The organism is Streptomyces sp. NPDC014991 (assembly GCF_043080665.1).
Taxonomy (GTDB): Bacteria; Actinomycetota; Actinomycetes; order Streptomycetales; family Streptomycetaceae; genus Streptomyces.
The window spans coordinates 110,814-124,568 of record NZ_JBIBVY010000021.1 but is presented as its reverse complement, the minus strand read 5'-3'; the positions used below and the strand labels follow the sequence as shown (position 1 = coordinate 124,568).

The following is a 13,755-nucleotide window of genomic DNA, read 5'->3' as shown; positions in this document are numbered from 1 at the left end:
TGCCATGGCTCCGCCATGGCGCCCTCCTCCGCCGTGCGATGCACGGCACCAGGACCCGCTCCCTGATCCGGCCTGATCCGAACGAAAGACCCTAGTGACGGTGCCGGAGCGTGTCGGCCTGGCCGTGCCGCCCGCCCCGGCTCCCGTGCGGCCCCGTCCTGGCTCCGCCGTTCCCGGCCGTCGCCGCGTCATCGGTCCGTCGGGCCGTCCTCGTGTGCCGGTGGGCCCGCCGCGGCGGGCGCGTCCACCACGTCCACGTCGCTCGCCCGGACGTACGCGAGCCGGTGGCCGAACTGGATCTCGTAGTAGTGTTCCCGGCCCCAGACGACCGGATTGGGGGTGTCGGTGAAGGACGACCTGGCGGTGTAGGAGCTGCCGACGCGGGACTGTGTGACGTACCGCTGGCCCGCGAGGAGGCTGTACGGCAGTGGTGACTCGGGCTGCTCCGGCACGTCCTCCGGGTAGGCCTCCTCCTCCGGGAGGGCACGTCCGTACACCGGGATCTCGTCCCTGCCCTGCTTGGGTGTGACCATGCGCCCGGCGGCACCGACGGCGGTCGGCTGCTTCTTGGGGTTCTTGAACCACGCTTTGTGACCCTGGTACCAGATGGCGGTCCAGTCACCGCTGCGGTCGGCGACAGCGAACGTCTGACCGGTGGAAACGCGGGACCCCAGGTCGTTGACGTCCTCCGTGGAGTCGTCGCCGTCCGGCTTGCGGCCCGGGTCCTGGATCAGCGGGGCGTTCTCGTCGGGTTCGGTGTGCAGCCGTACGGCACTGGAGCCGTGCGGCGGACAGGGTGAACCGCTGTCGGTACACCCCGTGTACCGCGGCTTGTTCTTGGCGAAGTCCGGCAGGATGGTCACCATGTCGCTGTTCGGTCCCGCCGTCGCCCGCAGTGGCGCTCCCAGGAGGTCGAAGTAGTGCCGCCAGTCCCAGAAGGGGCCGGGGTCGTCGTGCATGTCGGGGATCGTGTCGGCGGTCGGGGAGGGCACGTTGTCGTGGCCGAAGATGTGCTGCCGGTCGAGCGGGATGCTGTACTTCTTCGCCAGGTACCGCACCAGGCGCGCCGAGGCCCGGTACATCGGTTCCGAGTACCAGGTGCCGGGCTGCCTGAGGAAACCTTCGTGCTCGATGCCGATGGAGCGGGCGTTCACGAACTGGCTGCCGGAGTGCCAGGCCTCGTCCTTCGTCCTGACGTGCTGGATGACGTGGCCGTCGTTGGAACGGATCGAGTAGTGCCAGGACGACTCCGTCGGGTCCTGGACGGTCTTGAGCATGTTCGGCAGCACGGCCTCCGTGTCGTGGATGACGATGTACTCGATCGACTGGTCGAGGGGCCGGTCGGCGAGGTCGTGGTTGCCGTACGAGTTGTCGTCGATCTCCTCGTACGGCGCGCCGAGCCAGTCGCAGGACAGTTCGGCGGGGCACTCGACGTCCTTCGGCCGCTGGGGGCCGCGGGGGCGGGTGTGCGGCTGGACGCCGGGGGTGGCGGGAAGGGTGACGTCCTGTCCTTCGGCGGTGGTGCGGTGCGTTCCCCGCCGGATGAGGGCGAAGACGTCGTCGGCGTACGTCGCGGCCGACGTGACGTCCCGTGTGCCCGGGAAGCGCGCCACCGCCTCCCACCAGTCCGCCGGGTCGGCGCTGAGCGGATTGCCGAGTTGTCGTTGCGTGGCTGCCAGGAGCGCAGCGCCGCCGCGCACGTTGGCGGCGGCGTCCGTCCGCAGGCGTGCGGCGGGGGACTGGATGAGGCGGGCCGCCTGTCGCAGGTCCGCGGGCTGTACGGCGCGGCTGGACGAGGTGTCCCCGGCGGCCGGTCCCGCCGCTGCCACGAGCGGCGGGGTGGGGCCGCCGTCCGGTGGCCGCGGGCCGGGTTCCCGTGCCGGGGCCCGGCCGCTGTGGGCGTCCACCAGGTGCATCGGGCCGAAGCCCCCCGCGACGCTGGGCGCGCCCGGATGGGAGTCCCACCGGGACTGCATGTAGGACACGCTCATGAGCACGCTGCGCGGTACGTGGAACTCGCGCGCGGCGTCCGTGAAGGCGTCCTGAAGGCGCCGGTCCGCCGCATCGTCGGGGCCGTACATCGGGAGGATCAGCAGGGGCGACAGCACAGCCGCCGACGCGATCACGCATGCTGTCCGGCGGCACCTCCTGACGGCTCCGGGGACTTGTGCGGCGACTGTTCTTCTCATTGCGCAGGCTCCCAACCAGGCTCGGCACAACCAGGACAAAGGTGTTGCCCTGCCGTCACACCACCCCTCGTAGGTTTCCGTGCCCGGCGCGCCGCGTCGTGGCGAGCGTCACCGGGGTGGACCAGCGGCCCCGCAGAGGCCACCCGGTCGGCGGCAGTGACTCCGCCTCCCGGGGCACCAGGAGCGACCGCGGCCGGGCCTCAGTCCTCGACCGGGTCCACCTGCCAGTCGGGGTGGCCGGGCATGGGCGGGGTGTGCGCCCCGTACAGCCACGGGGTCAGGAAGGGACGCAGGTCCTGGCCCGCGATCCGGGACGCGAGCGCGGTGAAGTCCCGGGTGCCGGCCGCGCGGCCCCGGTACTCGGTCACCCAGGCTCGCTCGATCCTGTCGAAGGTCTGCGCACCGACCTTCTCCCGCAGCGCGAACAGCACGAGCGCCGAGCCGTCGTACCGCATGACCTTGAAGAGCGTCGCCTCGGTGGGCTCGGCCGGCGCTCCTTCGTCGTGCCGCCACCGGTCGTGCTGCTCGTAGGCCGCCCGCATCGCGGACTCCAGGCTCACGCCGCCGTGCTCGTCGGAGTACAGACGTTCGTAGAAGCGGGCGTGTCCCTCGCTGAGCCACAGGTCGGACCAGCGTCGGATGGCGACGCTGTCACCCGTCCAGTGGTGCGTCAGTTCGTGGACGAGATTGCGTTCGGCCTCCACCCGGTCACCCAGCAGGTCGTCCTTCGGTACGACGGACAGCGACTGTGTCTCCAGTGCCACGGGCAGGTCGGTGTCGCCGACCAGCACGCCGTAGCGGCGGAACGGGTACGGGCCGAGCCGCCGTTCCAGCCAGGCCAGGTGCTCCGGAGTGAGTGAGCGGTGGGCTTCGGTGTCCGTGACCAGGGCGTCGGGGACCACGTCCCGGACGGGCAGTCCGTGGGGGCCGCTGCTGTCGACGAACGTGAACCTCCCGATCGCCATCTGGACCAGCTGTGCCGCGATCGGCTGTTCGGAGTCGTAGATCCATCGCACGCGGCCGTCGGGCCGCCGGGCGGTGCCGACTAGCCGGCCGTTGGCCACCGCGGACAGTCCTGCGGGGGTGGTGATCCGGAAGGTGACCGGTGCCCGCAGACTCGGGTGGTCGTTCGCGGGGAAGACCATTCTGGCGCCGTCGGGCTGCGCGCAGAGCAGGGTGCCGTCGGGCGTGGGAACCCAGCCGTAGTCCTGGATGGCATCGTCGCGGTGCCGGCTGCGGGCCGGGTCGGCGGTGTAGGAGACGCGGACGGTGAACGTGCTGCCGTGGGGGATCGGCTTCGCGGGCGTGACGACGAGTTCGTCGGCCCTGCGTTCGGCGGTGGCCCGCACGCCGTCGACGGTGACGTGGTGCAGCGTGTTGCCCGCGAAGTCCAGGTCGAAGCGGGAGAGGGCCTGTGTGGCGGTGGCGCTGATGGTGGCGCCGGCCTCGAACGGCGTCCGCGGCGCCTGCCAGTCGAAGTCGAGCGTGTAACGGCGGACGGTGTAACCGCCGTTTCCGGCCAGCGGCATCAGTGGGTCGCCGATGCCCGGCGCGCCGGGGGACGGGGCCGGGCCGGCCGAGGCGCCGGGGGCGGGAGTGCCATGGCCCGCGTGCCTGTCTCCGCCGGCCGAGCGGACGCCACCGGGGAGCGCTGGGAATCCCGGGAGTGAGAGGGATCCGGTGAGTGCGAGCGTTCCGGTGAGGGCGACGGCTCCGGTGAGGGCGAGAGCCAGCGCCGTGCGCCGTGCGCGCGGAGCCGGGTGCCGTCGCGGACGCCGGGGGTCCGGGTGCATGGACGACGCCTTCACCGGCGGGGTTCGTGGGCGTCGCGGCGTCGGGGGGACCGGCTCGCGGCCGGGTGCCCCGCTGGACCGGCGGCCGTCATGATCTCCATGACGGCACTATGACAGGAAGATGGGCTTATATCACTGAATGCCCTTCAAGGGGGTTTCGTGTGGAGGTCGCGGAGGGCGTCGTCATCGCGCCGGTCTGCCCGAGGCGTCATTGCGGGGGCCGGCCCCAGCCCGTAGAACACCGGCCATGAGAAGACGGATAGTCATGTCCATGCTCGCCGGAGCGGCGCTGCTGGCGAGCGCGCTCCTCGGCACGGGGACCCCGGCCGCCCAGGCCGCCGCCGTACCCGCCGAGTTCGGCGCCGACTGGCACGATCCGGTGACCGCGGCCCCACCCGTCGACCGGCCGCACACCCGGTCCTGCCAGGTGACTCTCGCCGACGTCCGGTTCCGCGACTTCACTCCCTACCGGAGCGCGTACGCACCCCCCGAGGGCTGTGGCGACCGCTGGAGCAAGGTCGTCCTGCGCCTCGACGGCCAAGTGAAGGGCCGCCAGTACGACCGTCTCGGCTATCTGCACGTCGGCGGGGTCGAGGTGCTGCGCACCTCCACGCCGGAGCCCTCGCCCGAGGGCATCGAGTGGCACGTGGAGAAGGACGTCACCCGCTACAGCGACACCTTCCTCCGCGCCCGTGACGTCGAGATGCTGATCGGCAACGTCGTGGACGACACGTACACCGGCGTCATCGACGTGCACGTCACCCTGACCTTCTACACGGGCCGTCCGGCCACCCCGGCCCCCGACCGCGTGCTCACCCTCGCCGACACCTCCGACGGGACATCCCTCACCACGCCGCGCAACAGCGAACGGATCGTCGCCGAGGTCTACGCGACCGGGTCGGGCGGCGGCTGCGAGGAGTTCTGGTACCTGACCGTGGCCGACCCGGCGTCGTACTCCTGCAAGGCCGACCACGGCCCGTACCGCGAGGTTCAGATCAAGGTCGACGGCCGGCTCGCCGGCATCGCCGCGCCCTACCCGAACGTGTGGACCGGCGGCTGGTCCAACCCCTTCCTCTGGTACGTGCTCCCGGCGCCGCGCGCCTTCGACGTGCGGCCGATCGAGTACGACCTCACGCCCTTCGCCGGTCTGCTCGACGACGGCCGCCCGCACCGCGTCGAGGTCTCCGTCGTGGGCGTGCCCGCGGGCCAGGCGGGCTGGAGCGCCCCCGTGAACGTCCTGGTCTGGCAGGACGCGCACCGTGCCCGGCTCACCGGCGCCCTCACCACGGACAACGCGACCGGCCTCGCCGACCCCTCGGTGTACACGCCCGGTGCGCAGAACCGGGTGCGCACCGAGGCCGGGCACCGGCTCACCGTCTCCGGCTACCTCGACACCTCGCACGGGCGCGTGACCACCACCGTCACCCGGACGCTCGCCAACAGTTCCGTCCACCGCTGGACCGACGACGAGACCACGGACGGCCTGGACGCGACCTGGACCGACGACGAGACCGTCACCGTCACCGACGGCGGATCCGGGCGCGGACGCGGTGCCGGTGCCGGGCACGGACCCGGGCGGACGAGGCACACGCACCGGACGTACACCGTGGACGGCGCCACGACCCTGGGCGCGGACAGCCGGCTGCGTACCGTGCTGACCCTGGGGGACCGGGCCTCGGCGGTGGTCCGCGAAGGCCGGCGCACCGCGTGGTCGCTGCTCGACGACACCTACAGCGGCGACGCCGCCTACACGACCGACGTGCCGCGCGACCAGCGGCACGCGGTCGGCACCTCGACGGAGCGCTATCGCCTCCTCGGTCCGGACGGATGTCACGACCGTTCGCTGACCACGGTCCAGGGCGTGCTGACGCAGGACCGCAGCCGCTGCTGAGACGGGCGGCGGGGGCGTCCGCCCCCCGGCGTCGGCTGCCGGCGGTCCCGCCCCGTCTCGGGTGGGGCCACCGGTGATCAGCAGGACTGCGGGGAGTCCCCGTCGATCAGCGTGTCGAGCAGCACCCCGAGCACCTGGCGCTCCTTCTCCGTCAGGGGGGCGAGCATTTCCTCGGCCGCCGAGCGGCGTGCGGCACGCAGCTCGCGCAGGGTGGTGTGGCCCTCGTCCGTCAGCTCGATCCGGGTCACGCGCCGGTTCGACGGATCCGGCACCCGCCGCACCCGGCCGCTCGCCTCGAGCCCGTCGACCAGCGTCGTCACCGCGCGCGGCACGACCTCGAGGCGCTCGGCGAGATCGGCCATGCGCGGAGGTGAGCCGTAGTGGGCGAGGGTGCGCAGCAGCCGGGACTGCGCCGGGGTGATGCCCAGGTCATGCTGTTCCAGATGACGTTTCTGGATGCGGTGCACCCGGCGGGTGAGCCGTAGCAACTGCTCGGCGAGCAGGCCGTCGGGATCGGGGGTGGTCATGCGGGAACAATATCAGGACACCGTTCATTGTGAGTATAGGTAACAATGAGCTACGATCCATCAGGCATCGCCGGCCGACCGCTGACCGGCGCCCGCTCACCTCCGTAGGAGCCCATGCACCCCGACCGTGAACCCGCCTGGACCCCACCTGCCGACGCCGGCGAACAGCCCCGGCAGGTGCGCCGCATCCTGAAGCTCTTCCGCCCCTACCGCGGGCGGCTCCTGATCGTCGGCCTGCTCGTCGGCGCCTCGTCACTGGCGTCGGTGGCCACGCCCTTCCTGCTCAGGGAGACCCTCGACGTCGCGATCCCCGAGGGCCGCACCGGCCTGCTGAGCCTGCTCGCGCTCGGCATGATCCTGAGCGCGGTCCTGTCCAGCGTCTTCGGCGTGCTCCAGACGCTCATCTCCACCACGGTGGGGCAGCGTGTCATGCACGACCTGCGCACCGCCGTCTACGGTCGGCTGCAACGCATGTCGCTGGCCTTCTTCACCCGCACCCGCACCGGCGAGGTGCAGTCCCGCATCGCCAACGACATCGGCGGCATGCAGGCCACCGTCACCTCCACCGCCACCTCGCTGGTCTCCAACCTCACGAGCGTGGTCGCCACGATCGTCGCGATGGCCGCCCTGGACTGGCGGCTGACGATCGTCTCCCTGCTCCTGTTGCCGGCGTTCGTGTGGATCAGCCGCCGGGTCGGCAACGAACGCAAGAAGATCACCACCCAGCGGCAGAAGCAGATGGCCGCGATGGCGGCCACGGTCACCGAGTCGCTCTCGGTCAGCGGCATCCTGCTCGGCCGCACGATGGGCCGCTCCGACTCGCTCACCGCGTCCTTCGCGGAGGAGTCCGAGCGCCTCGTCGACCTGGAGGTGAGATCGAACATGGCCGGCCGCTGGCGCATGGCCGTGATCACGGTCGTCATGGCCGCGATGCCCGCCGTCATCTACTGGACCGCGGGCCTCGCCCTCCGGTTCGGCGGTCCCGAGGTCTCCCTCGGCACCATCGTCGCCTTCGTCTCGCTCCAGCAGGGCCTGTTCCGCCCGGCCGTGAGCCTCCTCGCGACCGGCGTCCAGATCCAGACCTCGCTCGCGCTCTTCCAGCGCATCTTCGAGTACCTGGACCTGCCCGTCGACATCACCGAACGCGAGCGGCCCGTCCGGCTGGACCGGATCAAGGGCGAAGTCCGCTTCGAGGACGTCGAGTTCCGCTACGACGGCAAGGGTGGCCCCGTCCTCGACGGCATCGACGTCACCGTCCCCGCCGGCGGCAGCCTCGCCGTCGTCGGCCCGACCGGCGCCGGCAAGTCCACGCTCGGCTGTCTGGTGCCCCGCCTGTACGACGTCACCGGTGGCCGCGTCACCGTGGACGGCGTCGACGTCCGCGACCTCGACTTCGACACCCTCGCCCGCGCGGTCGGCGTCGTCTCGCAGGAGACGTACCTCTTCCACGCCTCCGTCGCCGACAACCTCCGCTTCGCCAAGCCGGACGCCGACGACGAGGAGCTGTACGCGGCGGCCAGGGCGGCACAGATCCACGACCACATAGCCGCGCTGCCCGACGGCTACGACACCGTCGTCGGCGAACGCGGCCACCGCTTCTCCGGCGGAGAGAAGCAGCGCCTGGCGATAGCCCGCACCATCCTGCGCGACCCGCCGGTCCTCATCCTCGACGAGGCGACCAGCGCACTGGACACCCGCACGGAGGCCGCCGTGCAGCGAGCCATCGACGCGCTCTCGGCCGACCGGACGACGATCACCATCGCCCACCGCCTGTCGACGGTCCGCGGTGCCGACCAGATCGTGGTGCTGGACTCCGGACGGGTCGCCGAGCGCGGCACGCACGAGGAACTGCTGGAGCTGGACGGCCGGTACGCCGCCCTGGTGCGCCGGGACGCGCAACTGCAGCCGACAAGCTGAACAGATGCCAGGTTTGGGACGATATGCGTACTACCGTGCCCGCATGCAGACGAAGACTCCGCCACGGAGCAGGATCCGACTGACACGCCGGGGCAGACTCGCCCTCATCGTGGCCGGCGCCGTCGTCACCGGCACCGCCGTGGCGGTGCCGCTGCTGACGCTGGTGAACTTCCACGAGGAGGCGAAGCCCGCGACGCTGGTCATCCCGGAGGGGTGGCGCGCCGGCCAGGTCTACGACGCGGTCGACAAGGCGCTCGAGCTGCCGCCGGGAAGCACCCGCAAGTCCCTCGGCAAGGCCGCCCTGAAACTGCCGGGCGAGGCCGAGGGGAATCCCGAGGGGTATCTCTTCCCCGCGACGTATCCCATCCGGAGAGGGGCGACGCCCGAGTCCCTGGTGCGGCTCATGGTCGACACCGCCAACAGGAAGTACGACGGCGCACCGGTCGCGGCGGGGGCCCAGCGCAGCGCGATGAACGTCTACCAGGCCGTCACCATCGCCAGCATCGTCCAGGCCGAGGCCGCGACGAAGGAGGACATGGGCAAGGTGGCCCGGGTCGTCCTCAACCGGCTGGGACGCGGGATGCCGCTCCAGCTGGATTCGACCATCAACTACGCGCTGAACCGCAGCACTCCGCACACCAGCCAGGACGACATCCGGATCGCGAGCCCCTACAACTCCTACCAGCGCATGGGCCTGCCACCGACACCGATCGGCAACCCCGGCGACGACGCGATGCGCGCCGTGCTCAACCCGACGCCGGGCGACTGGCTGTACTTCGTCACCGTCAGACCCGGGGACACCCGCTTCACCGCGGACTATGCCGTACATCTGAGGAACGTGGCGGAGTTCAACGCCCTGCACCGGAGCGCGGGGACGGCACAGCCGCCGAGCGGCAGCCCGGCGCAGTCCCCGGCCCCCGCCCGGCCCCCGGTCCGCTGAGCCCGCGGGGGAGTCACACGGCGACCGGCTCCCCGGCCGGCAACCGCCTGATGTCCCGGACGGCCGTGCGCCCGGCGCGGTTGGCGCCGACGGTGCTCGCCGAGGGGCCGTAGCCGAGAAGATGGATCCGCGGATCGGCGACCACGCGGGCGCCCTCGACGCGGATGCCGCCGCCCGGCTCACGCAGTCGCAGCGGAGCCAGATGGTCGAGCGCGGCCCGGAAACCGGTCGCCCACAGGATCACGTCGGCGGCCACGTGCCGGCCGTCCCGCCACTCCACGCCGTCGGGGGTGATCCGGTCGAACATCGGCTGCCGCTCCAGCACGCCGTCGGCCAGACCCTGCCGGACGGCGTCGTTCAGGGGCAGCCCGGTGACCGAGACCACACTGCGCGGGGGCAGCCCCCGGCGCACCCGCTCCTCCACCAGCGCGACCGCCGCGCGGCCCGCCTCCTGGTCGAACGGCGCCTCCCGGAAGACCGGGGGCCGCCGGGTGACCCACGTGGTCCCGGCGGCGTTCGGGGCGATCTCCAGCAGGTGCTGGGTGCCCGAGGCTCCGCCGCCCACGACCACGACCCGCTGCCCGGCGAACTCCTCCGGGCCGGCGTACTGAGCGGTGTGCAGTTGCCGCCCGCGGAAGTCCTCCTGGCCGGGGTAGCGCGGCCAGAACGGGCGGTCCCAGGTACCGGTCGCGTTGATCAGCGCCCGCGTCGACCAGGCGCCCTCCGAGGTCTCCACGAGCAGCCGCCCTCCGTCGCCCTCGCGTACGGCGCGTACGTCGACGGGGCGCCGTATCCGCAGGGCGAACGCCCGCTCGTACCGGTCGAAGTACTCCCCGACCACGTCTGCCGAGGGCCGCGCCGGGTCGGCGTCCGTCAGCTCCATGCCGGGCAGCGCGTGCATCCCGTGGACCTTGCCGTACGTCAGGGACGGCCACCGGTACTGCCAGGCGCCGCCCGGCCCGGGGGAGTGGTCGAGGACCACGAAGTCACGGTCCGGCTCGAAGCCGCTGCGGCGCAGATGATAGGCGCCGGCCAGACCCGCCTGACCGGCACCTGCGACGACGACCTCGATCTCGCGCGTTGCGTTCACGCCTCCCTCAACGGGCCGGCACCGACGGATCTTCCCGACCGCGGGAGAGGCGTGCCGGCCCTTGCCGTCGAAGACGGTCCTCGGCCGGGCGCCGGTCCGGCGGCCGGGACCGGTCTCGGCCGACGCCCGCCGGTCGACCGCGTGTCGGCTCGGCCGGGCAGGGCGAAGGATGTGGTGCCACACCTTCTCCAGGGCATCGGGCGGGGCACCTGGGATCACGTACGGCGGGGCGGCGGAGCCCTCAGGAGAAGGGACGGGGGGAGCGGAGGGGCGTCAGCGGCCGTGGCGACACGCGGCGGAGGCCACCCGCGGCGGGTCGGCGTGACCGTGCGTGGTGAGCAGAGCCGAGCACAACATGCGGCAGAGGGTGGCCCGGTGGCCGCGCCACGGTCGGCGGTGTCTCGCCCCGTGGACCTCGCGTATCAGAACTCGACGCTGCCACGGCGTGTGAGAACCGGCGCATGGGTCAGGATGGGGGCATGTCCGATGCCTTCACCACGCGCATGCTGAGCGTCTCCACCGGCTCCCGGGAACGCGTCGTCGACCTCACCGCCGACTGCGAGGAGTTCCTGAGGGAGGCCGCAGCCGGCCGGGACGGCCTGCTCAACATCTTCGTCCCGCACGCCACCGCCGGAATCGCCGTCATCGAGACGGGTTCCGGAAGCGACGACGACCTCCTGGCGGCCCTGCACACCCTGCTCCCCGCAGACGACCGCTGGCAGCACCGGCACGGCAGCCCCGGCCACGGCCGCGACCACGTCATGCCGGCCATCGTCCCGCCGCACGCGACCCTCCCGGTGATCGGCGGCCGTCTGGAACTGGGCACCTGGCAGTCGGTGTGCCTGGTGGACACCAACAAGGACAACCCCGAGCGCCGGGTGCGGCTGAGCTTCCTCGGCTGACCCGAGCGGGATCCGCCCCGAGCCGGCCCGCGCCGCCGCAGCGCGGTGACGCGTCAGGTGGAGCGGGTCCGGGCGGACGCTGGTGGCCGCGGCGCCGGCACCAGGCCGAGCCGCTGAGCACGCAGTACGGTGCCGACGCGGTCGCGGGTGCCCAGCTTGCGGTAGATGTTCTCGACGTGCTTGTGCACAGTGCGGACCGAGATGCCGAGGCGCCGGCCGATGGCGTCGGCCGTGAGCGCGTCCGTGAGCAGGAGCAGCACGGACGTCTCGCGCGGGGTCAGCGCGCAGTCCGCCGCGCGCTGATCCGCCACCCCGGCGGCACCGAGCGCCCGCCGCCACTCCTGGAGCAACTGCCGCTGCCGCTCGACGGCGGCCAGCAGAGGCTGCGCCCGCTCGGCCATCATCAGGTGGTCGTCGGCGAAGTCGGTGCCGGCGCGGTAGACGAGGCAGCCGGTGATCGGGCTGGTGCTGCCCGGCAGCGGGACTCCCAGCACGTGCTCGACGTCGAGGGCTCCGGCGAGCAGGTGTGCCGTCGGGCTGTCCGGCCAGGTCCCGCCGACCGCCCGGTGCGCGGTGACCGGCGTGCGGTCGGCCCGGGGCGCGTAGTGGCGGGCGAACGGGTAGCCGGCGCGCAGCAGAGCGAGGTCGGCGTCGCCGAGCCGGGCCAGTTCCGCGGCGGCGGCGTCGGGCACCGCACCGATCGTGCCCCCGCTCTCGCTCCAGTCGTCCAGCTTGTGGATGGCCGCCTCACCGCCGCACAGGTCCGCCAGCGTCCCGGCCAGCAGGGGCCACAGCCGCTCGGGCTCCCGTTCGTGCAGCGCCGTCACGGCGGCCGCCGCCATGCGTTCGTAGGCCCTTTCCAGACGCACGTGGTCCCCTCGGTTGCCGTACCCACCTGTCCTCCCGTGGGCGTACGTACTTCTACGCATACCCCGGCGGTCCCCGCCTGGTACAGACTTCAACCCGGCGACACCGGCCTGCGCGGACGCACTGCGTCCGACGGGCCGCCGGCACGGGGGAACGGCGGCCCGTCCGGTGCCGTCGGCCACGCGCCCGGCAACGGACGACGCCCCCCGGCACAGCCGAAGGGCGTCGCGGACGGGCGAGCGGGTCAGTCGCGCTCGGCGCCGCTCTCCTTCTCCTGCTTCAGGTTCTTGATCCGCGCGGCCTCCTTGCGGACCTCGGCCTGGGTGGCGCGCTCCTTCTCCAGCCAGTCGGGCTGCTCCTGCTTGAGCGCCTCGATCTGCTCGGTGGTGAGCGGCTCGGTGACCCCGCCACGGGCCAGGCCCGCGATGGACACGCCCAGCTTGGCGGCGACCACCGGACGCGGGTGCGGACCGTTGCTCCGCAGCTCGCGCAGCCACTCCGGAGGGTTGGCCTGGAGCTCGTTCAGCTCGGCACGCGAAACCACGCTCTCCTGGAAGGAGGCGGGGGTGGCGGGGAGGTACACACCCAGCTTCTTCGCCGCGGTCGCGGGCTTCATCGTCTGGGTGCTCTGCTGCGACTTCATGAGGTCAAGGGTATCGGCCGCGCACGGGAGGCCCGACCACGCCTGCGGAGGGAGGGGAGGAGGCCCTGCGGTGGCCGCTGCCGGGGGTGGAGCGGTGGTGGCCGGCGACGGGGTGGGCCGGCGACGGGCGGTGAGGGGGGCCGGTGGCGGACGGTAACCTGGGCTGGTGACAGGCTCGGAGGCATCACCGTCGTTCCGGCTCGCGTACGTTCCCGGAGTGACGCCCGCCAAGTGGGTGAAGGTCTGGAACGAGCGCCGGCCCGGCATCCCGCTCACCCTCGTCCAGGTCGAGGCCGCCGAGGCGCCCCGGGTGCTGCGCGCGGGCGAGGCCGACGCGGGGCTGGTCAGGCTGCCCGTCGACCGTACGTACTTCAGCGCGATCCCGCTGTACACGGAGACCTCCGTGGTCGTCGTCCCCAAGGATCACGTGATCACGGCGGTGGAGGAGGTGACCCTGGCGGACCTCGCCGACGAGGTGCTCTTCCATCCCCTGGACGACCTCTTCGACTGGGACGCCCCGCCGGGCGAACCGGCCTTCGAGCGGCCCGCCACGACCGCGGACGCGATCGAGCTGGTCGCGGCCGGCGTCGGCCTCCTGATCGTCCCCCAGTCCCTGGCCCGCCTCCACCACCGCCGGGACGTGACCTACCGGCCGGTCGCCGACGCACCGCAGTCCAGCGTCGCCCTTTCCTGGCCGGAGGACGCCACCACCGACCTGGTGGAGGACTTCATCGGTATCGTCCGTGGGCGCACGGTCAACAGCACCCGGGGCCGTACGACGGCGAACACCCCGGCCGACCGGACGCGCAAGCGCTCCGAAGAGAGCGGCAGCCGGCAGACCCCCGCGGCGAAGGCGCGGGCCAAGCCGGCGGGCGGCACGGCACGCGCCCGCACGGGCGGCGCCAAGCCGGCCAAGCGGGGGAAGCCGCGCCGCAGGTCGTGAGCCCGGCCGGCGCCTCGGCGCCGAGCCCCCTGGCCGCACCCCGCCCCGCGGCA

At 72.7% G+C, this 13,755-nt stretch carries 11 protein-coding genes; 5 read left to right on the top strand and 6 right to left on the bottom strand.

Annotated features, from left to right (window positions below; all coding sequences use genetic code 11):
* Nucleotides 1–188 precede the first annotated feature (188 nt).
* Together ACF1BE_RS28170 and ACF1BE_RS28165 are read right to left on the bottom strand one after the other, a co-directional pair.
* Nucleotides 189–2,126 (bottom strand): N-acetylmuramoyl-L-alanine amidase, encoded by a 1,938-nt coding sequence (locus ACF1BE_RS28170; RefSeq protein WP_392201818.1) that lies wholly within the window; start codon nucleotides 2,124–2,126, stop codon nucleotides 189–191.
* A gap of 263 nt (nucleotides 2,127–2,389) precedes the next feature.
* A complete protein-coding gene (locus tag ACF1BE_RS28165) occupies nucleotides 2,390–3,718 on the bottom strand; it encodes a M1 family metallopeptidase (RefSeq protein ID WP_392201817.1) in 1,329 nt (442 codons plus the stop codon).
* A 511-nt stretch (nucleotides 3,719–4,229) separates the two neighbouring features.
* Between ACF1BE_RS28165 and ACF1BE_RS28160 the strand changes: the two genes are divergently transcribed.
* A complete protein-coding gene (locus ACF1BE_RS28160; RefSeq protein WP_392201816.1) occupies nucleotides 4,230–5,873 on the top strand; it encodes a peptide-N4-asparagine amidase in 1,644 nt (547 codons plus the stop codon).
* A 77-nt stretch (nucleotides 5,874–5,950) separates the two neighbouring features.
* Here ACF1BE_RS28160 and ACF1BE_RS28155 read toward each other — a convergent pair whose 3' ends face one another.
* Nucleotides 5,951–6,400, bottom strand: a complete 450-nt coding sequence (locus ACF1BE_RS28155) for a MarR family winged helix-turn-helix transcriptional regulator (RefSeq protein ID WP_392201815.1) — start codon at nucleotides 6,398–6,400, stop codon at nucleotides 5,951–5,953.
* A 114-nt stretch (nucleotides 6,401–6,514) separates the two neighbouring features.
* On the opposite strand from ACF1BE_RS28155, the gene ACF1BE_RS28150 reads away from it, so the two are divergent.
* Both ACF1BE_RS28150 and mltG read left to right on the top strand, forming a co-directional pair.
* Entirely contained in the window at nucleotides 6,515–8,317 is a 1,803-nt protein-coding gene (locus tag ACF1BE_RS28150) for an ABC transporter ATP-binding protein (protein WP_392201814.1), read from the top strand.
* 43 nt (nucleotides 8,318–8,360) lie between these two features.
* Nucleotides 8,361–9,257 carry an endolytic transglycosylase MltG gene (gene mltG, locus ACF1BE_RS28145; protein ID WP_392201813.1) on the top strand — a complete coding sequence of 299 codons (897 nt, stop codon included), beginning with the start codon at nucleotides 8,361–8,363 and terminating at the stop codon, nucleotides 9,255–9,257.
* A 13-nt stretch (nucleotides 9,258–9,270) separates the two neighbouring features.
* On the opposite strand, the gene ACF1BE_RS28140 is transcribed toward mltG, so the two are convergent.
* Nucleotides 9,271–10,347, bottom strand: a complete 1,077-nt coding sequence (locus tag ACF1BE_RS28140; protein ID WP_392201812.1) for an NAD(P)-binding domain-containing protein — start codon at nucleotides 10,345–10,347, stop codon at nucleotides 9,271–9,273.
* Between the two features lie 479 nt (nucleotides 10,348–10,826).
* On the opposite strand from ACF1BE_RS28140, the gene ACF1BE_RS28135 reads away from it, so the two are divergent.
* A complete protein-coding gene (locus tag ACF1BE_RS28135) occupies nucleotides 10,827–11,249 on the top strand; it encodes a secondary thiamine-phosphate synthase enzyme YjbQ (protein WP_392201811.1) in 423 nt (140 codons plus the stop codon).
* 53 nt (nucleotides 11,250–11,302) lie between these two features.
* Here ACF1BE_RS28135 and ACF1BE_RS28130 read toward each other — a convergent pair whose 3' ends face one another.
* Together ACF1BE_RS28130 and ACF1BE_RS28125 are read right to left on the bottom strand one after the other, a co-directional pair.
* Nucleotides 11,303–12,118: a LuxR C-terminal-related transcriptional regulator gene (locus ACF1BE_RS28130; RefSeq protein WP_392201810.1), complete on the bottom strand. Its 816-nt coding sequence runs from the start codon at nucleotides 12,116–12,118 to the stop codon at nucleotides 11,303–11,305.
* 242 nt (nucleotides 12,119–12,360) lie between these two features.
* On the bottom strand, nucleotides 12,361–12,759 hold the full coding sequence (locus ACF1BE_RS28125) for a DUF5997 family protein (protein WP_392201809.1): 399 nt from the start codon (nucleotides 12,757–12,759) through the stop codon (nucleotides 12,361–12,363).
* Nucleotides 12,760–12,925: 166 nt separating this feature from the next.
* On the opposite strand from ACF1BE_RS28125, the gene ACF1BE_RS28120 reads away from it, so the two are divergent.
* Entirely contained in the window at nucleotides 12,926–13,702 is a 777-nt protein-coding gene (locus ACF1BE_RS28120; RefSeq protein WP_392201808.1) for a LysR family substrate-binding domain-containing protein, read from the top strand.
* Nucleotides 13,703–13,755: the final 53 nt, after the last annotated feature.